Origin of the sequence: Citrobacter sp. S39 (assembly GCF_009495675.1) — a bacterium.
In the GTDB taxonomy this organism is placed as follows: Bacteria; Pseudomonadota; Gammaproteobacteria; order Enterobacterales; family Enterobacteriaceae; genus Citrobacter; species Citrobacter freundii.
The window spans coordinates 3,778,193-3,796,297 of the sequence record NZ_CP045555.1; the positions used below are offsets into that span (position 1 = coordinate 3,778,193).

An 18,105-nucleotide genomic window follows, 5' to 3' on the forward strand; every position below is an offset into this window, starting at 1 on the left:
CAGGGTACGCCTCATAATATTCATTTGAAATACCATTTATTGGTTATAACAATACAATTATAAATGAATTGCAGGGTGTAATATTGAAGGCCCGCCGTAACCAACGGGCCAATGGCGTCACGACTGAAGCGTGGCCAGACGAGCGGCAAAACCAACAAAAATCAGACCAATAAGGGAATTACCCACTTTGGCCAGCTTTTTCTTCGTACGGATATAATGCGTCACGAACGCGCCGGAGAAAATAAGAAAGCTCAGATAGAAAAAGCTCACTATCTCAAGCGTAATAGCCAAAATAAAGAATGACAGCCCTGAGTGCGGCGCATTGACATCAATAAACTGCACGAAGAACGAAACATAAAAAAGAATAGCTTTAGGATTCGTCAGGCTCAGAATTAACGCACGTTTAAAAATAGCGCCAAACGGGACTTCTTCAGGCGCGGCATCGCTTGCTTTTGATTTCAGTGTTGCATACAGGATCTTCGCACCGAGGTACAGCAGATAAAACGCGCCAAGATAGCGAACGATGTTGAACAAAACGGGCGTTGTTTTGATCAATGCGGCAACTCCGGCATAGGCCAAAAACATTAACACGGCATCGCCGATAAACACACCGCTTGCGGCGAGATAACCGCCCTTCACTCCCCGACCAACGCTGTTCTTCAACACAAATATCGTATTTGGCCCCGGTACCAGCACGATAAAAATAGCCCCCACCAGATACGTCCAGTAATTCAGAACTCCATACTCTGCGAACACGTTAACCTCTTCCTGAAAAAACACATGCACTTGCTGCGAGACAATATGCTAACGAATGCATCGGGTGATGGAAAGAGAAGGTTATGAATTAAAAAACCCGCCACTGGTGACGGGTGTGTACAGATAAGGTTAGCCCGGATTAATGGTGCAGCATCTCATCCACAACCTCTTCTCCCTTCAACTGGTAAGGGTAGTAGGTAGGCCAGTTTTCCATCTCTTCAAGCAAAGCTGCCTGCGAGGTATTTCCCATAAAGATATGGAAGTGGCTCGATTTACGCGGCGCGATAATATGATCGCTGAATTGCACGTATTTAGGTGCTTTGCTGTTAGCGTCTTTACACTCAAACAGATAACGTACACCTTTCTTGCCTGACTTATAGTGCAGAATTTTATAACCGGCGTAGTCGTATTTACATGATGCAACCTGATTACCGGTGTGAAATTCCATTACGTCATTTTCGATGCCGATGGTGTCTACGTTGGTTGCATAACCTTTACGGTAGTAATCTTTAATTTGTTCTGCCGTTTTGCTTTTGTCTTTCTCCGATTTCTTTTTGAAGACCGGATCAAGCTCGCCGCTGACCAGATACGGATAGACAGATTGCCACATGCCATCCCAGTCGGTCAGCGCCCTATTTTGCACCTGGTTATCATCAAAAACCCCTTCCGACGCCTTTTGTTCTGCTTCGCTCATCGGCGCACCATGGGAATGATGACCGTGCGCCATAACCGAACCACTGACTACAAGCATCCCCAGAGCAATTGTCAGTTTATTAATACAAATAGCCAAAATTTCACCCTCAAATCATTTGCGAGTGAAATGTTATAATATAACGTATCAATTTAATCAATAGACCAGCTACAAGCCTCTATCTCATTTCACGTTACAATGAGTTTGCTGGAACAAAGCTGATCAAGCAGGGCCTGCTGATGGCTGATAATCAGCATAGCCAACGGTCGACGCTGGCATTCTTCAAGCAGCAGCGCCCAAATATCCCGTTGAATGGAAGGATCGAGCTGGGCGGTAATTTCATCAGCAATAAGAAAACGTGTCCGCGGGTCCAGCGCACGAAGTAAAGCAATTCGCGCCAGTTCACCGCCAGAAAGTTGTCCGGGGCGGCGAGTTAACCACTCTGGGTTGATGTGAAGACGGGTAAGCATTTCAGCATCCGGTCGCCAGGCATCATGAACCGCATCACCGGTGCTGCGTCGGGGGTTAAAAGTTAATTCCGGATGCTGTGGCACCAGTTGCACCGGGCAATACTGGTGCATCGGCAACGGTTGTTCATCAACCAGAATGTCACCCGAAGTTGGTTTCTGCCAGCCCGCCAGCACGCGTCCCAGCGTCGTTTTGCCCGTCCCACTTGGCGCACAAATCCCAATACGTTCTCCAGGGTGTAGAGAGAAGGTCAGATTTTGCCACAGAACCTTTTCTCCCTGACGGATTGTTACATCACGACAGCACAACATCGCGCTCTCCAAAAAGTTGATTTCTTTCAGGCAGCGCCCGCCATTGTCGTTGCAGATGTTCGCTAATCTCTCCGCGTAACAGCTGTTCCCGGCTGACGTTATCCGACACCCTTCCCTGATGCAGCGCGACAATACGATCCGCATGGCGGGCCGCCAGCGTGAGGTCATGCGTTACCCATAAAACGCCAGCCCCTTGCTCACATTGCTCACGCAACTGTTCAAGGAGTTGATTAGCCAGAGGTGCATCAAGCCAGGCGGTAATCTCATCCGCCAGAATATAGCGAGCCTGACTCAGAGACGCATGACAGGCCAGGACACGTTTCGCCATACCGCCTGAAAGCTGACGCGGAAAAGCATCTAATACGCGACTTTCCAGTCGGCTACGCTGGAGCAATCGTTCAATTTTTCCGGCATTCCATTGCTGGCCAGAAAGCTGGCATGCCCTGCGCAGATGCTTTTCAATCGAGAGCAGCGGGTTAAGCGCCTGAACGCCTTGCGGGACATAGCTGAAGGTATCGCCACGACATTGGCGAATATCATCGCTGTTCAGCGTTTTGCCCTCCAGCGTGATAGTGCCCTGGAAGCGCAAATTCTCCGGTAAGAGATCGAGCAGGCATTGCAGCAGCAGGCTCTTACCCTCCCCGCTTCCTCCCACTAACGCCACCATTTGACCCGGTGCCACGTCGAAAGAGATATCCTGCAACAGCGAAGACCAGTTTCTCGCGCCGTACCAGCGATAACGTGCCACCTCCAGCGAGACCTGTCTTAAACTCAACATGCGTCACCTCGTAACCATAAACGATGTACCGCCCTTGCGAGCTGATCGAATAACATCACCAGACTGAACAACATCAGTCCCGGAAACAGCACCAACCACCAATCGCCATGACTGATAAATCTCAGCGCATCCGCCAGCAGCAGTCCCAGTGACGGTTCATGCGGTGCCAGCCCAAAACCGAGGAAGCTTAACGCCGCACTGTGCAACACCGCGTGGGGAAACATCAGTAGTGTTCCCGTTAGCCATTGAGGTAATAAGGCGGGTAGATAGTGATGTCGCCAGCAGTAAAAATGGCCGTGTCCCAGACGCCAGGTCAGCGTCAAGTAGTCACTGTGGGCCACGCGCTGCGCTTCAGCACGCAGGATCAGCGCCAGACGCGGCCAGTGGGTCAGCGCAACCGCCATAATCACGCCGTTTTTCCCGCCGCCCAGCGTAAAGCAGATCAAAATGAGCAACAGCAGATGCGGCATCGACAGCATGGCATCAGTAATCAGACGCATAAGCACATCCAGACGCGGATGTATGCGCGAAACCGCCGCCATCACTAACGCAATGAAACCGCTGCACAACGCCGCACCAATACCAATTTGCAGACTGGTTAACGCCCCCTGAAAACAACGGATCCACAGGTCGCGACCAAGGTTGTCGGTGCCAAACCAGTACAGCGCATCAGGCGGTAAATGCCGGGCAAGCAGATTAACGCTCAACGGGTTATCCAGCATTGCGGCACCATACACTGCAATGAATAACAGGCAGCTAAATGAGAGCAAAAGACGAATCAGCGTCGGCGTCGGGTTATAGAGCATCAGGTCGTTCCAGAGCACGGTTCAACATACGGACAAGCCAGGTAGACAGCGAGTTACCAATAAACACCAATACGGTACTGAACAATACAATTCCCATCAGTAACGGCAGATCTCCACGTAATCCAGCATCAATAGTGGCCTGCCCCAGTCCCGGGTAAGCAAAGACTTTTTCGGCCAATAATGCGCCTCCCAACAGCTCCCCCAGCGAGGCAAACTGCAAACACAGCGCAGGCGTAATTGCATGACGCAGAACCTGATGGCGTAACAGTGACCAGCCTTTATCTCCCTGAGAACGCGCAAAACGGACAAAATCGCTTTTCATCACGCTGGCGATGCTTTCCCGTGTATGAAGCGTAATTTGTCCCAATCCCAGCAAACTGAGCGCGCAAACGGGAAGCACCAAATGGCGCAGACGCTCAGTCAGCGTCGCCATATCGCCGCTGTTGCCCGGCTCCCACGCGCAGCAGACCGGAAATACCGGCCAGCGCACGGCAAATAACGCCAGCAACAGCATGCCAATCCAGAAGGTCGGCAGCGAAGAAAGCAGATAACTGAGGCGACAGATTGCTTTATCCGGCCAGCGATTCAGATAGCGACCCGCGACAAACCCCATTGCCGTTCCCAATATGCCAGAGAGCAGCCACGCGCCACCAAGAAGCGCAAACGAGGTAGAAAAGCGTTCCTTGATCACGCTGGCAACCGGTGCGTTAAACAACATTGAATAGCCGAGATCGCCCTGTAATACACGGACAAACCAGTGACTAAAACGCTCCCATAGCGGTTGGTCCAATCCCCAGCGAGCCGCGATACGCGCATATTGCTCCGGCGGCACATGCAGGAGATCGTTGCCGATATAAGCCCGAATCGGATCGACCGGAGAAAAGCTGAGCAGCATAAAAGTGCCAGCCGCAACCAGCACCAATAACACCATCAGCCGTAGAAAATGGCCCACAACAGACTTCATCAACGGCAGGTCCAGGTCCATTCGTCCAGATTATTGAGCAGTGACCAGCTACCGTGAATCTCCGGTGCGCCTTTACCTAAGTCAATACACGGATTTGCCAGGTAGGTATGCTGAATATTCAGCAGCCATGCCCAGGCAGCATCGCCCTGCACGCCAGCCCCTTGCTTGCCATCCCACTCAACTTGTTGCCAGAACGGCAACGCTTTTTGCCAGTCCGGAGCGTCAATAGCCTGTTTAAGATGCTGCTCAACGACAGGATTGCTGTAATAGCCTGGATTGTAGTATTCCACGCCCGCAGCCTGATTACTGTAGTGATGGAAAAGCTCCATCGGATCCAGACTTCCCCAGCCAAACAGCGTCGGGTTGGCATGCATATGCCGCTCAACAGTTTCCCAGCTCCCGGATTGCAGAGAAATCTGAATACCCACTGGCTCCAGCATCGCACGTACGGCTTCGGCTAAATCCCGGCGTGTACTGTCACCGCTGGCGTACCACAACGTTAAGCGAGCCTCTTTACCGTCCTTCACACGTACGCCGTCTTTACCCACCTTCCAGCCGGCTTCTTCCAGAATCGTTCGCGCTTTTTCGCTATCGCCATCTTTGAACGCAACTGATTGTCCCTGCCATGGCAGACCCTGAACCGCGCTATACGCCGGAATCGCATGACCTTCCATGACCTGATCGGCAAGCTGCTTACGGTCGATGGCGTAGTTGATGGCGCGCCTGATGGCAACATCGGCAGTGATATCGTTCCCAATCGGATAGCCATTGGCGTCTTTTTTACCTGCAGGAACCATCGGGAACACAATGCCCCGGTTTTCCACGCTGTCGCGTACCCAAAGTTTCAAATTTTTCTGCTGAGGAGCGACCGCCATCGATGGCGCGATACGTACGAGTCCCAGTTGGCCGCTGCGCGCTGCGGCATAAGCGTTATCTTCATCAAGGAAGACAAACACCAGCTTACTGAAATCATTTTTCTTACCGGCATACCAGGGGTTAGCCTCAACGATCAACTGCTGCCCCGGCTGAAAACTCACCAGTCGATACGGACCCGCGCCAATCGGATTTTTAGCGAATGTTTTTTCGTCATACCGTTTTTGCGGAACAATTCCTAATGAACCCAGCACGTTCACAAAGGTACTTTGCGGGCTACGCAACGTAATTTCTACCGTGCGGTTATCTTTCAGACTGGCATGGGTGAAGTTCCCCATATCAATTTTGCCGCCGCTTTTTGCTGCTTTGTTATAGGTGAACACCACGTCTTCAGCGGTTAGCGGCGAACCATCAGAGAATTTAAGGTCAGGTTTTAACGTCAACGTCCAGGTTTTGCCGTCTGCGCTGGTCTCTACTTTTTCCGTCAGCAGGTTTCCCCAGCTCATATCTGCATTTTGTTTTAATAATGGTGCATGCAAAAGCAGATAGCTGCCATGACTCCAGCCCAGCATCGGGTCAAAACCTTCCGTTGGCTCCGGTCCAATTGCCAGTTTTAACGTCTGCCCTTCGCTCGCATTTTGCGCGGCGAGAAGTGGTGAGGTTAATGCGAGAGTCAATGCGCACGTAAGCAGTGCCAGCTTGCCTTTGATCATTATGTTATCCAGATTTACGTTATTTTTATGCTGCATAACGATTTACAGTCGTTAAGCAGTCTCCTGGGGAAGGGATTATGGCGGACAGAAATGACGAAAAAAATGATGCGGCGCAGAAAAGTATGACGATTTTCTAAAATTATCATACTTTTTTCTGATACTCCGTTATGAGTACGATGTGAATTTCAGAATATAGATTAATCCCTCGCCATTTATTCAAAGAATATTAATCCCTATCTAATAATTACCCATGCGGACTATTTACCCTCCCCGCTATTTCCTTATCTAAAACTCATGACAATTTATGTATATTTATTCAAAAAAAACACCAGAAGTGACAAGTTATGTAAATTTGTAATGATAATTATTTGTATTATCATTACGATCACTTATCTTACTGCCTTTGATTTTTAACAAAGGAAGTTTGACTATGCGTTTAAAACCTGTTGCCTCTGTCGTTCTGTCCTGTTTAGGATTTTCCAGCCCCCTGGTATTTGCTGAAGATGTCATGGTGGTAACCGCTTCCGGTTACGAAAAGAAAATCACCAATGCCGCCGCCAGCGTCTCTGTTATTTCGCAGCAAGAGTTACAAACCAATAAATATAATGACTTAGGTGAAGCCCTGCGTTCTGTTGAAGGGGTAGATGTTGAAAGCAGCACCGGTAAAACTGGCGGTCTGGAGATCAGCATCCGTGGCATGCCCGCCAGCTATACCTTGATCCTGATTGACGGTATTCGTCAAAACGGCAGCAGCGACGTGACGCCAAACGGCTTCTCTGCCATGAATACCAGCTTTATGCCCCCGCTGGCGGCAATCGATCATATTGAGGTTATCCGCGGCCCGATGTCGACGCTTTATGGCTCCGACGCAATCGGTGGCGTGGTGAATATCATCACCAAAAAAAGCACCGATAAATGGAGCACTTCCATCAATACCGGCGTTAACCTGCAAGAGAGTAATAAATGGGGTAACAGTACGGTCGCCAACTTCTGGTCAAGCGGCCCGTTAATCGCGGGCATACTGGATATGCAGGTTCGGGGGAGCACAACCCAGCGTCAGGGTTCCAGCGTCACTTCGCTGAGCGATACCTCTTCCACCCGCGTACCTTATCCAACCGAGTCGGAAAACTACAATATTGGCACGCGATTCGACTGGAAAGCCAACGAAAGCAATACGCTGTGGCTGGATCTCGACTCCGCCAGACAGCGTTATGACAACGATGACGGTCAGTTGGGTAACCTGACGGGAGGTTATGATAAAACGCTGCGCTATGAGCGTAACAAAGTGACCCTCGGCCACGATACAGCCTTAACGTTTGGCACCTGGAAATCCTCCCTCGGCTGGAATGAGACCGAGAACAAAGGCCGACAACTGGTCTCCTCCGCACTCACACCAGAGAACGCAGGTCGGGCCGGTGACGCGCGTGAACTGAAGAACACCAACGTCATACTAGACTCAGTGCTACTGACACCACTAGGTGATTCGCACCTCTTAACCCTTGGCGGGGAATACTGGGATGCACGAATGAAAGATGGTGTGGTGCTGGCCAATACCGGCGAGACGTTCCACCAAAAAACGTGGGCAGCCTATGCGGAAGATGAATGGCATATTCTCGATTCGCTGGCCTTAACCGCAGGAACACGCTATGAGCATAACGATGTCTTTGGCGGTCATCTCAGCCCACGAGCCTATATGGTCTGGGATGTTTCCGACGAATGGACGCTCAAAGGCGGCGTAACGACCGGTTATAAAGCGCCATCACTTAGCCAGTTGCATAACGGGATCAGCGGCGTAACCGCACAAGGAACGGTGAATACGGTCGGGAACCCGGACCTCAAACCAGAGGAAAGCATCAGCTACGAAACCGGGCTGTATTACGAGAACAACGCCGGGCTTAACGCCAACATTACCGGCTTCTATACTGAATACAAAAATAAAATTGTCTCGTATTCTATCGATGATAATACCAACAGTTATACCAACAGCGGCAAGGCGAGGACCGATGGCGTTGAATTTGCCAGCACCTTCCCTCTATGGTCGGATGTGCTGACCTTATCTCTCAACTACACCTACACTCAGAGCAAGCAAAAAGATGGTGACAATAAAGGCGCGCCGTTAAGCTATACACCAAAGCATATGGCTAACGCCCGTCTGAACTGGCAGGCAACGGAAGATATGAACGCCTGGCTGAGCGCACGTTATCGCGGTAAGGCCCCACGCTTCACGGAAAATTACGACAATCTCAGCGCAGTACAAAAAGCCGTCTATGACGATAAAGGTGCTAATTTAAAAGCCTGGACCGTCCTGGACATGGGAATGTCTTACAAACTGACCAAAGATCTGACACTTAATACGGCAGTTAATAACGTGCTGGATAAAGACTTTAGCGAGGTTAAACTTTACCAGGTGGGCCGTAATAGCACCTACGCAGGTGATTATTATCAGACTGCACAATCCACCACCGGATACGTAAACCCGGGTCGTAACTACTGGGTATCGTTAAACTATCAGTTCTAATGTTGTTTTCCCTTCCTGACGGACTGGAATTGATAGCCCGTCAGGAATTATGTTACATCAAATAACAGGCGGATGATGTTATAAAATCGCACTCTTTATAAGGATATGATTAAAACACTCTCAGCCACCTGTAACTAAAAGTAACTAATTTTCATGTTAAATTCTTACCAGGCAAGAACACCAGAATCAGATTTATTCACACAACAAATGCCTGGATTTTAAAAATCGAAAAACAAAAGCCAACATCATCATATTTTTCTGAGTTACCAGACCTTACCCTCAAAAAAAACATTTATCAAAATAATAATAAAAATACATTCACATAATCAATTCTTCAAGTTTGAAAAACAAAAAGAAACATCTTCTTTGATTTGGAACGGATACTCAATGTTATTATTTCAAAAATAACATCCACGGTAACCGCCATGCTCATCACACACGAAATACTTAATGGAATAATGGGTGAAAGAGTTTCCGATGATTGTATTATTTACTTGTCTGGACCTTCATCATTAGATACGCCCCTTGAGATAATGCGTAGTAAAAGCTGCATTTGCGTAAATGGTAGCGCAGGCTATTTAATTAACAACAATATCCCTGTATTTCTTTATGTTGTTTGTGACGGTTCTTTTTATGAAAACAATAAAGACTTATTTTATAAGTATTCCGCCTATGCTCAGCATACCTTTATTAGTGAAGATGTTATTAAAAGAGCTGATTCAACAGAGGCAGGGAACTTGCTCAACACATGTTTTCTGTTAAAGGACATTTGCAAATCCAGAGGTGGTATCGGTAGAAAGATTCGCTATAAAATAAAAACAATGACTAACAGGAATCTCCGAATTAAATGCTCTGCATTCAGAAAAGTGAAAACAATCGCATTTTCAACTGATGTAACACATGGTCATTTTGGTAGTGCTACAGTCGCATTTAGCGCGTTACAAATAGCCATTAGTCTAAAATTTGATAGAATAATTTTTTCAGGTTTAGATTTGAAAGGTGGCTGTAAACGGTTTTACAATGAAGTTAACGCTCAACCCACGACTCTACCTGCTGATCTTAGCTTTATATTAAGGTCATTTTCTTATGTAAGTAGCCACTATGACGGTAAGATCTACAATCTTTCTCCACAAACAGCTATTCCCTACGATGTTATTCCATTCATCAATACAGAAGAAATAGCTTGTTCCACCTCCTACTAGCAATACACCAACGGTGAGAATATTTAAACAATTAATACAGAAACACCCCTTCTTGCGCCATGAGATACAATGCCAAAACAATAACCCCGACGATACCGCCTAAAAACAGTACTGCGGCAATCGCAAGCTGGTTGCGGTTTGCGTACTTCGTATTGTCTCGCACATCCAACTTTTTTTTCGCCGCTCTGTGACTTGAATCACGCTCCATCGCGAATGTTATATCTGCCATGCCATTATCCAGTTGCTGTATATGAAAACACAAATAACCACCACATCAATAAGGGTATAGGTTTTACATAACAGAATCTGAGATTTGTCTCACGATAAAGATAATCGTCGGATTTTTACTCCCGAAGCAGATTTCATGCTCCCTTTTCATCAATAAGGTTATCCTGTATTTATTCGACAAAAACCTTCACTTTAGGCTTTGCCAGCAGAATCATGACGAACTCAGTGAAGGTTACTGGTTTATAGAAATAGTACCCTTGCAGGAAAACAATGTTGTTTTTGTTGAGATAATCGAGCTGAGCCTTCGTTTCAACTCCTTCTGCAACGATGCTTAAAGACAGCTTGCGCGCCAGGTCGAGAACACAATCCAAAATTCGGGTTGAATCGGGAAGCTCATTAACCCTTCCCACAAAGCTCTGATCGATTTTAATGTAATCAATGTGCAGGTCATGCAAATAAGAAAGCCCAGAATAGCCCGTACCAAAATCATCAAGCGCAATCACAAAGCCATTTTCATGCAGGATATTGAGCCTCTGCACAAGTTCTTCATCTACATGTAATGGCTCACGCTCAGTAACTTCAATCACCAGGTTGAGATCATGGCGGCTGAAGCTATCTTTGAATTTCAGACACTCTTCAACAAATGTAGGGGAAGTGATATGGGATGCGCTGAAGTTAATACCAACATGGAATCCAGATGGCAGTTTGCTGGCAATGGCGTTCATATTCGCCGCAACCTGCCTCATCAGACTTTGAGTTAGTGGCATTATCAGGCCTGATTTTTCGGCGACGGGAATGAAGGAGGCAGGAGAGATATATCCGGCTTTTGGATGTTTCCATCGGGCCAGTACTTCAACACCGCGTAACGTCCCTTCACGACCATTTACGATAGGTTGATAAAAAGGCACGATCTCTCCTTTTACTATCGCTCTGCGCAACGTTTCTTCTGGGGTATCGTTCTTATTTAGATATTTATCAATGGCATAAGCGGCTGCGAAAGATATTAACAGGATAAAAACCAGAATCCCTGAACCTTGTGTAACCAGCCTTTTTGCACTAAACAATGGCGGTTCATTATAAATAATGCTGAACGGATACTTTGCGGAATTCACCTGACCAGACATCTGTGAGCTTGCTGTAACGGTTTCCACATCGCCCAATAAACCAAGCACTTCGTCACCTACGAGTAGTGAATATGTCACCCCCTTTAACGGAACATTCAATGCTCCACGGATATGCACCCCGCTAATGGTGACAATGATGTGGTTGGTTTGAAAACGAGTTTGATACAGCAGAACGGGTATCTCATTTTCCGTATTTCTTGCGGGAGTAAGCAGCAAATTTGTATCAGCAATCACCGGAATTTGCTTAAGCAAGATCCGATTACCTGGCAGTGACGTACACCAAAGCTTCCCCTGTCGGATAATGATCAGCGTTCGCAAATGAGGGCGAAGTGCAGCTTCAGTTCCAAGTTGGTATTGACCCTCCAGATCGCATTTTTTTTCGGCGATGTGCATAGCGGTTCGAGTTGCCTGGAAAGCTTCATCCAGTATGTTATCCATATTTTTCGCGGCATATCTGGCTCCTCCAAGGGTTTCTGTCGAAGAGGAATACCAAAGCTGCATATTAAGAATAAAAACACCGATCAAAAAAAGACACACCGCAGCGGTTACCGGTAAAAGTACTTTGCGCATTCTCATGTCCCGTGGCGAAAACTGATCAGTCGTTGCGATGAGCATTGACGTGTTCTAGTTTATCTCTACAGAGCATGGTAGATAGAATCAAAAGTCGCCATGCGCCCAGTCACACTTCCAAAGCCACAACATAAGAAATTGATTTTTATATAAAATTAACCCTGAAAAGATCATAACAATAATGACATCCCTCCTTCCGATTTTGCTATCATATGAATGTACTAATAAGAGGTAAGCAAATGAAAATCTTTATCACTGACAATGAAGGGAATCTCATTCCTGTTGACGGAAAAAGCGTCGTGATCGAATTGAATAGCGGCGGAACTATTGAGATCGCCGAGGAGTACAGTCGGGACGATGTTCCTGAAGGTATTAATCTGTGGGGAGGACGAGAACCTTCCCCTTCACTCTCATTCGAGGAAATTAAAGCTCGAACAGAAGGCCTTGGTGTTTACCCCATTGCAGCCAATGCCCTGCACGTATTCCCATACAAACTTTCATCAAAAGAATGATTGCATTCAGCAGGCGAAGCGTTTTTCTCAAACCAAAGTAAGGCCATTGTTATCATAAATACCTCTGGCCTTGGGGGGAGTCAACTCGCTAATATCTGTTACTTCTGATTGCAGTCCATACTGGCGCTGCATTATTTCATCACTATATACAGAAAAAAATACGCTTTTGAGAGTGATTCCTGAGCATAAGCATTTGAATAATTAATAAATGATTATAATGTTAAGAAAATAAGCACTCAAGACAGTATGTACGTGGTCTAAAATATTAATCGTCATCATAATGCTTATGCTTCTTGCGATCACTCATAGACTCTTTAAAAGCATCTGCTTGTGTATTAGCAGCCTGCAGTCGACTCATGTTAGCACTGTAATTATTCCAATATTCTTTTTCTTCGTGATAACAAACATCACGGCTAATTCCCTTCGCTTCGCACTTTGCTAAGCGTTGTTCTTCTGATACGCAACCAGACATCAAAGAAACAGTAGAAAACGCAACCAGTATTATCATTAATTTATTCATATAGTAAGTTACATACATAACAAGGAGTCATGCTTTGAATTTTATTTCTCAAACATGTCGCCAAGATAAAAACAGAAAGGTAATAAAAAATCAATCGAGAAAAATGTTCTTTTTTGGACATTATTAATATTCAGGATAATAAATTATCATAACATGTTGATAAAAATGGATTTAACATTAGAGTAAAACAACATTAAAACGCACCATCTTTAATATACTCCCAATATTTTCTTGTTTTTAAAACGACTGTTTAACATATAATAATTAATAACATACAAACTCCACTCAATTATATTTAGTTCTCATGCCCGAATCGGTTTAAATAAATATTGAAAGATATGGATATCTTTTATCAATAAATAGAATTGTAATGACAAAGATAAAAATTAAATCTTTAGTGCTATTAAAATGAGTTTAATAGTCTAAGTTCCAGGAAAGCACTTTGCAGGTAAAAAAACGGGAACCAATCGGTTCCAATTCTTATACAACCCAGAATCTGGATTACATGTTTTCGATGATCGCGCCTTCCATACCTTTAACAATTAAGTCAGCCGCTTCGGTCCAACCCATGTGGCGCAGCATTACATTGCTAAAATCATAGCAATCATTTGATAAAGTTGAAATTATCATCCTCTCTACTTTCAAATCAGCCAGTAGCTACCATTTTAAACTCATTGATTATCTAAACTTTGATTTTAGTTTTGGGGAAGAGTTTTCGCCAAGAATCCAAGTTTTTCACGCCAGCTCATTCAACACACTACCGCTAATGGCAAGCCTCGATGGTAAAGCTGTTGCTGCCGCAGAGGTCCGATTTGAGCGAAAACCGGACGCCCGCATAGCGTGAACAGACATCCGGTATTTTGAAGTGGCAGATTACTTAATCTGCTTACCCGTTTCGTCAATGACCTTCTCGCCATCCTCTTTGGTAAACGCTCCTTTCTGACCTTCCGGTAGGATATCCAACACTATTTCTGAAGGGCGGCAAAGACGAGTGCCAAGCGGCGTAACGACTACCGGCCGATTAATCAGGATCGGATGTTGAAGCATGAAATCAATCAACTGCTCATCACTAAATTTCTCTTCATCAAGACCCAGGTGTTCATAAGGCTCAACATTCTTACGCAGTAATGCACGCACCGTAATTCCCATATCTGAAATAAGTTGAATCAGCTCATCACGGGTCGGTGGCGTATCGAGATAATAAATTATCGTTGGTTCGTTGCCGCTGTTACGGATCATCTCCAGCGTGTTGCGAGAAGTGCCGCAGGCAGGGTTATGATAGATGGTAATGTTGCTCATATCTGTATCTCATTACAAAGTGATGGAGAGCCGCAACGCCAGCGCGGCCAGAGTGACAAACAGCACGGGCAGAATCATGATAATACCCGTGCGGAAGTAATATCCCCAGGTAATCGTTATATTTTTCTGGGCAAGCACATGCAGCCAAAGCAGGGTTGCCAGACTGCCAATCGGGGTGATTTTCGGACCTAAATCGCAGCCAATCACGTTGGCATAAATCATTGCCTCTTTGACGATGCCAGTCGCCGTGCTCCCGTCAATCGCCAGTGCGCCAATCAGCACCGTCGGCATATTGTTCATCACCGACGACAGGAACGCGGTCAGGAAGCCGGTGGCGAACGTTGCTACCCATAACCCCTTTTCTGCCAGTAGGTTCAGCACGTCAGACAGATACTCCGTAAGCCCTGCATTGCGCAGGCCATAGACCACCAGGTACATACCCAACGAAAAAATAACGATCTGCCATGGCGCACCGCGGAGGACTTTTCCGGTGTTGATGGCATGACCTCTTTTCGCCACTATAAACAGTATTGCTGCGCCACTAGCCGCTATCGCACTGACCGGGATCCCCAGTGGCTCCAGAACAAAGAAACCGACAAGCAGCAATAACAGGACAATCCAGCCCGCCCTGAACGTTGCCGGATCCTTTATCACACTGGCAGGCGTCTTCAGCAGCGAAACGTCATACGTCGCCGGAATGTCCCTGCGGAAGAAGAGATGCAGCATGACCAGAGTGGCCGCAATCGCTGCCACATCTACGGGGATCATAACGGAGGCATACTGCGTAAAGCCCAGACCGAAAAAGTCCGCCGAGACGATATTCACCAGGTTAGAAACAATTAGCGGCAGGCTGGCCGTATCTGCAATAAATCCTGCAGCCATGACAAACGCCAATGTCGTGCCCTGGCTGAATCCCAGTGCGAGCAGCATCGCAATTACAATCGGCGTTAGGATCAGCGCAGCGCCGTCATTGGCAAACAACGCAGCAACAGCGGCACCAAGCAAGACTATCCAGGTAAACAAAAGGCGGCCACGTCCGTTACCCCAGCTGGAGACGTGCAGTGCGGCCCATTCAAAGAAGCCGGACTCATCAAGCAACAGGCTGATGATAATGACCGCAATAAATGCCGCTGTCGCGTTCCAGACGATATTCCAGACAACGGGAATATCAGCGATATGGATGACTCCGGTTCCCAGCGCCAGCGCAGCTCCAATACTCGCGCTCCAGCCAATACTCAGGCCTCTGGGTTGCCAGATAACCAGTACCAGCGTCAGTAAAAATATACTCCCTGCCAAAAACATTTCAGACTCCGTTATATATGATTATGTAAATATGTTTTCCTGCCTCAGCAGGAGGTACAGGCCGACTTTGCCAACCATTCCCGCACATCCTCCCGAAGGCACAGCCAGGATGTCGTGATTGTCTCAGCGGCCCACGCCGGAATATGAGGTGACAGACGATAGTGGATCCATTTTCCTTCCCGACGATCAAGAACAAGCTTTGCCTCGCGCAGGACGGCCATATGGCGTGATATTTTGGGCTGTGATTCGGCGGTAGCTGCACAGATATCGCACACGCACAGTTCTCCGGACTCCCGCAGAAGCATGACAATGGCGAGACGTGTTTCATCTGACAGGATTTTGAAAAGCTGAACAGGTTGTAGCATTTTTCTCTCCGCTCCCTTTAGAATACACATATGGTAAATCATATGTATCAACTTTGAAATCATCTGCTCTCTCTGGAGGAGAAAAATGGAACAATTTCCTGCCCTGAATACTGCATGCTTTGATCAACACATCGCTGAACGCCTGAACGTGCAGGAGCCACCACGGATTCTGATCCTGTATGGTTCAGTGAGAGAGCGCTCCTACAGCCGCTTTGCCGCGGAGGAAGCCGGTCGCCTGCTGACGGCGATGGGCGCGGAGGTGAAACTGTTTAACCCCTCCGGTTTACCCCTGCCGGATGATGCGCCGGACACGCATCCCAAAGTCACCGAGCTGCGCGGTCTGGTCAGATGGTGTGATGGGATGGTGTGGAGTTCTCCGGAACGGCACGGTGCTATGAGCGCAGTCATGAAGGCGCAGATTGACTGGATCCCCTTAAGTGAAGGAGCGATTCGTCCTTCGCAGGGCAAAACACTTGCAGTAATGCAGGTCTGCGGTGGTTCACAGTCCTTCAATGCCGTGAACCAGATGCGTATACTTGGTCGCTGGATGCGGATGTTTACGATCCCCAACCAGTCCTCTGTAGCCAAGGCATGGCAAGAGTTCGACGAAAACGGACGAATGAAACCTTCTTCATGGTATGACCGCATCGTCGATGTAGCCGAGGAGCTGTTTAAAATCACGCTGCTGCTTAAGGGACAAACCAGTTATCTTGCAGATCGTTACAGCGAGCGAAAAGAGAGTCATCAGGAGCTTTCATCCCGTGTCAATCAGGACAAAATATAACGTATGTTCTTCGTGAATCCATACTGCATGAGCTTACCAATGTCCGCTTTGGCAGATTGATTATGCCGGATGATCTCTAAATGCGAACGGCACGATTATGCGGGCTACTTACAATTGCACATATCAGCAATGAGCCATCGCAGGCAGTAAGTGACGCATCCACAACAAACAGCGCCCCCTGAAGTATTCCTTCCCTGAAATGTGAACGCGATGCCCACATAAAATAAGTCGCTGCGGGCTGGCTGATTAGTCGCTGATCGAGGGAGATTCGTGTTTCAACATAATCTGCCGCAGGTGAAGGAAAGCCCATGTTTATGCCCTCTCTTGAATACCGGATAAAAAATACAGCACAAATACTGTATATCCATCCAGCAATGAAGCGATAAGCAATGTTCGTGGAACTCGTTTATGACAAAAGGAATTTTGATGGTCTGCCCGGTGCAAAAGATATCATTCTGGGCGAATTGACCAAGAGGGTTCACCGGATTTTCCCCGACGCTGATGTCCGGGTTAAACCGATGATGACATTGCCGGCGATCAACACTGACGCCAGCAAGCACGAGAAGGAACAGATAAGCCGTACTGTCTAGGAAATGTTTGAAGAGGCTGATATGTGGCTGGTTTCAGATTAAGTGCGTTCGATTCATCTTCCTTTACCCTATCCCGCCCAACTGTATTCTGCTGCTATACGCAGATAGCTGTCACAGCCGGGATTAAGTGCAGCAGTCAGTAATTCATCTGTGTTGAGGCCTGATTAAGCCGTATCGCGGTTAAATAGCCAAGGAACCTTAAATGGAGAAGCATTGATGGAGTGGGTAAACGCGTTGATGAGCCATTTCGCGCTTCATCCTTTCAGCCTGTGGGGCCTGCTTTTTGGAATAGCATTCGCAAAATCTACGTTCCTCATTTCAGCTGTATTACCGCCAGCATCTGTTATGTTGGTTGCTGTAATTTCCGTCGGCAAGGCGACTATTGCGCCATGGGAAGCGGGAATTGCTGTAATGATTGGCGCATGGTGCGGGACAATTGTTAATTATCACCTTGGAATGATGATGGGACATCTACCCTGGCTGGCACGCATCATGTCGCGTCATGCCGATACAGTAGTACGGGTTCGACGCCGGTTGCAAAACAGTTCTGTACCGATACTTTTTACTTCGCGCTTTATTGCCGTGCTGCGTTACATTGTGCCATTAGTTGCTGGAATGTTGCATCTTCATCCAGTGAAAGTGTATGCAGTCAGTCTGATCTCTGCGGCGACCTGGTCAGCGCTTTATGTCGGAGGCTTTAGTCTCGTTTTGCCTTTTTTTAGCTAAACCAG

19 protein-coding genes and 1 pseudogene are annotated in these 18,105 nt (G+C 47.2%); 6 read left to right on the forward strand and 14 right to left on the reverse strand.

The genetic code is table 11. The annotated features are described in order from the left end of the window. Positions 1–117 precede the first annotated feature (117 nt). From leuE to GFB57_RS18110, 7 genes are all read right to left on the reverse strand, one after another. Entirely contained in the window at positions 118–756 is a 639-nt protein-coding gene (gene leuE / locus GFB57_RS18080) for a leucine efflux protein LeuE (RefSeq protein ID WP_003030736.1), read from the reverse strand. A 139-nt stretch (positions 757–895) separates the two neighbouring features. Continuing rightward, the gene (gene zinT, locus GFB57_RS18085; protein ID WP_290366869.1) at positions 896–1,546 is read right to left on the reverse strand and encodes a metal-binding protein ZinT; all 651 of its coding nucleotides are present in this window, start codon (positions 1,544–1,546) and stop codon (positions 896–898) included. Between the two features lie 89 nt (positions 1,547–1,635). Beyond that, the gene (locus GFB57_RS18090) at positions 1,636–2,226 is read right to left on the reverse strand and encodes an ATP-binding cassette domain-containing protein (protein ID WP_003030739.1); all 591 of its coding nucleotides are present in this window, start codon (positions 2,224–2,226) and stop codon (positions 1,636–1,638) included. After that, positions 2,210–3,004 (reverse strand): ATP-binding cassette domain-containing protein, encoded by a 795-nt coding sequence (locus GFB57_RS18095; RefSeq protein WP_003030741.1) that lies wholly within the window; start codon positions 3,002–3,004, stop codon positions 2,210–2,212. Before GFB57_RS18095 ends, GFB57_RS18090 begins: the two co-directional genes overlap by 17 nt. Further along, positions 2,998–3,810 (reverse strand): ABC transporter permease, encoded by an 813-nt coding sequence (locus GFB57_RS18100; RefSeq protein ID WP_003030742.1) that lies wholly within the window; start codon positions 3,808–3,810, stop codon positions 2,998–3,000. Before GFB57_RS18100 ends, GFB57_RS18095 begins: the two co-directional genes overlap by 7 nt. Further along, a complete protein-coding gene (locus GFB57_RS18105; protein WP_003030745.1) occupies positions 3,800–4,774 on the reverse strand; it encodes an ABC transporter permease in 975 nt (324 codons plus the stop codon). Before GFB57_RS18105 ends, GFB57_RS18100 begins: the two co-directional genes overlap by 11 nt. Beyond that, positions 4,774–6,396, reverse strand: a complete 1,623-nt coding sequence (locus GFB57_RS18110) for an ABC transporter substrate-binding protein (RefSeq protein WP_003030747.1) — start codon at positions 6,394–6,396, stop codon at positions 4,774–4,776. Before GFB57_RS18110 ends, GFB57_RS18105 begins: the two co-directional genes overlap by 1 nt. Positions 6,397–6,790: 394 nt before the next feature. Between GFB57_RS18110 and GFB57_RS18115 the strand changes: the two genes are divergently transcribed. Further along, on the forward strand, positions 6,791–8,878 hold the full coding sequence (locus tag GFB57_RS18115; RefSeq protein ID WP_003030749.1) for a TonB-dependent receptor: 2,088 nt from the start codon (positions 6,791–6,793) through the stop codon (positions 8,876–8,878). Between the two features lie 425 nt (positions 8,879–9,303). Then, complete coding sequence (gene waaZ, locus GFB57_RS18120) at positions 9,304–10,080, forward strand: 3-deoxy-D-manno-oct-2-ulosonate III transferase WaaZ (protein ID WP_003030751.1); 777 nt, start codon at positions 9,304–9,306, stop codon at positions 10,078–10,080. Positions 10,081–10,111: 31 nt separating this feature from the next. On the opposite strand, the gene GFB57_RS18125 is transcribed toward waaZ, so the two are convergent. Further along, on the reverse strand, positions 10,112–10,309 hold the full coding sequence (locus GFB57_RS18125) for a hypothetical protein (RefSeq protein WP_003030753.1): 198 nt from the start codon (positions 10,307–10,309) through the stop codon (positions 10,112–10,114). Positions 10,310–10,478: 169 nt separating this feature from the next. After that, positions 10,479–12,002 carry a cyclic diguanylate phosphodiesterase gene (locus tag GFB57_RS18130; protein ID WP_003030756.1) on the reverse strand — a complete coding sequence of 508 codons (1,524 nt, stop codon included), beginning with the start codon at positions 12,000–12,002 and terminating at the stop codon, positions 10,479–10,481. A 239-nt stretch (positions 12,003–12,241) separates the two neighbouring features. On the opposite strand from GFB57_RS18130, the gene GFB57_RS18135 reads away from it, so the two are divergent. Continuing rightward, the gene (locus GFB57_RS18135; RefSeq protein WP_003030757.1) at positions 12,242–12,514 is read left to right on the forward strand and encodes a hypothetical protein; all 273 of its coding nucleotides are present in this window, start codon (positions 12,242–12,244) and stop codon (positions 12,512–12,514) included. Positions 12,515–12,779: 265 nt separating this feature from the next. On the opposite strand, the gene GFB57_RS18140 is transcribed toward GFB57_RS18135, so the two are convergent. The 4 genes from GFB57_RS18140 to GFB57_RS18155 form a co-directional block, all read right to left on the reverse strand. Next, positions 12,780–13,034 (reverse strand): hypothetical protein, encoded by a 255-nt coding sequence (locus tag GFB57_RS18140; protein ID WP_003846687.1) that lies wholly within the window; start codon positions 13,032–13,034, stop codon positions 12,780–12,782. An 873-nt stretch (positions 13,035–13,907) separates the two neighbouring features. Next, a complete protein-coding gene (arsC, locus tag GFB57_RS18145; protein ID WP_003030760.1) occupies positions 13,908–14,333 on the reverse strand; it encodes a glutaredoxin-dependent arsenate reductase in 426 nt (141 codons plus the stop codon). Positions 14,334–14,345: 12 nt separating this feature from the next. Further along, entirely contained in the window at positions 14,346–15,635 is a 1,290-nt protein-coding gene (locus GFB57_RS18150; protein WP_290366870.1) for an arsenic transporter, read from the reverse strand. A gap of 44 nt (positions 15,636–15,679) precedes the next feature. Continuing rightward, positions 15,680–16,000: a transcriptional regulator gene (locus GFB57_RS18155; RefSeq protein ID WP_003030762.1), complete on the reverse strand. Its 321-nt coding sequence runs from the start codon at positions 15,998–16,000 to the stop codon at positions 15,680–15,682. Between the two features lie 85 nt (positions 16,001–16,085). On the opposite strand from GFB57_RS18155, the gene arsH reads away from it, so the two are divergent. Further along, a complete protein-coding gene (arsH, locus tag GFB57_RS18160) occupies positions 16,086–16,784 on the forward strand; it encodes an arsenical resistance protein ArsH (RefSeq protein WP_008320415.1) in 699 nt (232 codons plus the stop codon). Positions 16,785–16,896: 112 nt separating this feature from the next. Here the strand turns inward: arsH and GFB57_RS18165 are convergent. Beyond that, positions 16,897–17,094: pseudogene (locus tag GFB57_RS18165) on the reverse strand (DNA polymerase V); the annotation flags it as partial. A gap of 79 nt (positions 17,095–17,173) precedes the next feature. Here GFB57_RS18165 and GFB57_RS18170 point away from each other — a divergent pair. Beyond that, positions 17,174–17,374, forward strand: coding sequence for a DinI-like family protein (locus GFB57_RS18170; RefSeq protein WP_003030766.1), 201 nt, complete (start codon positions 17,174–17,176; stop codon positions 17,372–17,374). 216 nt (positions 17,375–17,590) lie between these two features. Beyond that, the gene (locus tag GFB57_RS18175; RefSeq protein ID WP_003030767.1) at positions 17,591–18,100 is read left to right on the forward strand and encodes a VTT domain-containing protein; all 510 of its coding nucleotides are present in this window, start codon (positions 17,591–17,593) and stop codon (positions 18,098–18,100) included. Positions 18,101–18,105: the final 5 nt, after the last annotated feature.

Bases quoted from the DNA above. Each gene is read 5' to 3' on its own strand.
- GFB57_RS18090 (WP_003030739.1), bottom strand. From the start codon at position 2,226: ATGTTGTGCTGTCGTGATGTAACAATCCGTCAGGGAGAAAAGGTTCTG.
- GFB57_RS18095 (WP_003030741.1), bottom strand. From the start codon at position 3,004: ATGTTGAGTTTAAGACAGGTCTCGCTGGAGGTGGCACGTTATCGCTGG.
- GFB57_RS18100 (WP_003030742.1), bottom strand. From the start codon at position 3,810: ATGCTCTATAACCCGACGCCGACGCTGATTCGTCTTTTGCTCTCATTT.
- GFB57_RS18105 (WP_003030745.1), bottom strand. From the start codon at position 4,774: ATGAAGTCTGTTGTGGGCCATTTTCTACGGCTGATGGTGTTATTGGTG.
- GFB57_RS18110 (WP_003030747.1), bottom strand. From the start codon at position 6,396: ATGCAGCATAAAAATAACGTAAATCTGGATAACATAATGATCAAAGGC.
- GFB57_RS18115 (WP_003030749.1), top strand. From the start codon at position 6,791: ATGCGTTTAAAACCTGTTGCCTCTGTCGTTCTGTCCTGTTTAGGATTT.
- waaZ (WP_003030751.1), top strand. From the start codon at position 9,304: ATGCTCATCACACACGAAATACTTAATGGAATAATGGGTGAAAGAGTT.
- GFB57_RS18125 (WP_003030753.1), bottom strand. From the start codon at position 10,309: ATGGCAGATATAACATTCGCGATGGAGCGTGATTCAAGTCACAGAGCG.
- GFB57_RS18130 (WP_003030756.1), bottom strand. From the start codon at position 12,002: ATGCGCAAAGTACTTTTACCGGTAACCGCTGCGGTGTGTCTTTTTTTG.
- GFB57_RS18135 (WP_003030757.1), top strand. From the start codon at position 12,242: ATGAAAATCTTTATCACTGACAATGAAGGGAATCTCATTCCTGTTGAC.
- GFB57_RS18140 (WP_003846687.1), bottom strand. From the start codon at position 13,034: ATGAATAAATTAATGATAATACTGGTTGCGTTTTCTACTGTTTCTTTG.
- arsC (WP_003030760.1), bottom strand. From the start codon at position 14,333: ATGAGCAACATTACCATCTATCATAACCCTGCCTGCGGCACTTCTCGC.
- GFB57_RS18150 (WP_290366870.1), bottom strand. From the start codon at position 15,635: ATGTTTTTGGCAGGGAGTATATTTTTACTGACGCTGGTACTGGTTATC.
- GFB57_RS18155 (WP_003030762.1), bottom strand. From the start codon at position 16,000: ATGCTACAACCTGTTCAGCTTTTCAAAATCCTGTCAGATGAAACACGT.
- arsH (WP_008320415.1), top strand. From the start codon at position 16,086: ATGGAACAATTTCCTGCCCTGAATACTGCATGCTTTGATCAACACATC.
- GFB57_RS18170 (WP_003030766.1), top strand. From the start codon at position 17,174: ATGTTCGTGGAACTCGTTTATGACAAAAGGAATTTTGATGGTCTGCCC.
- GFB57_RS18175 (WP_003030767.1), top strand. From the start codon at position 17,591: ATGGAGTGGGTAAACGCGTTGATGAGCCATTTCGCGCTTCATCCTTTC.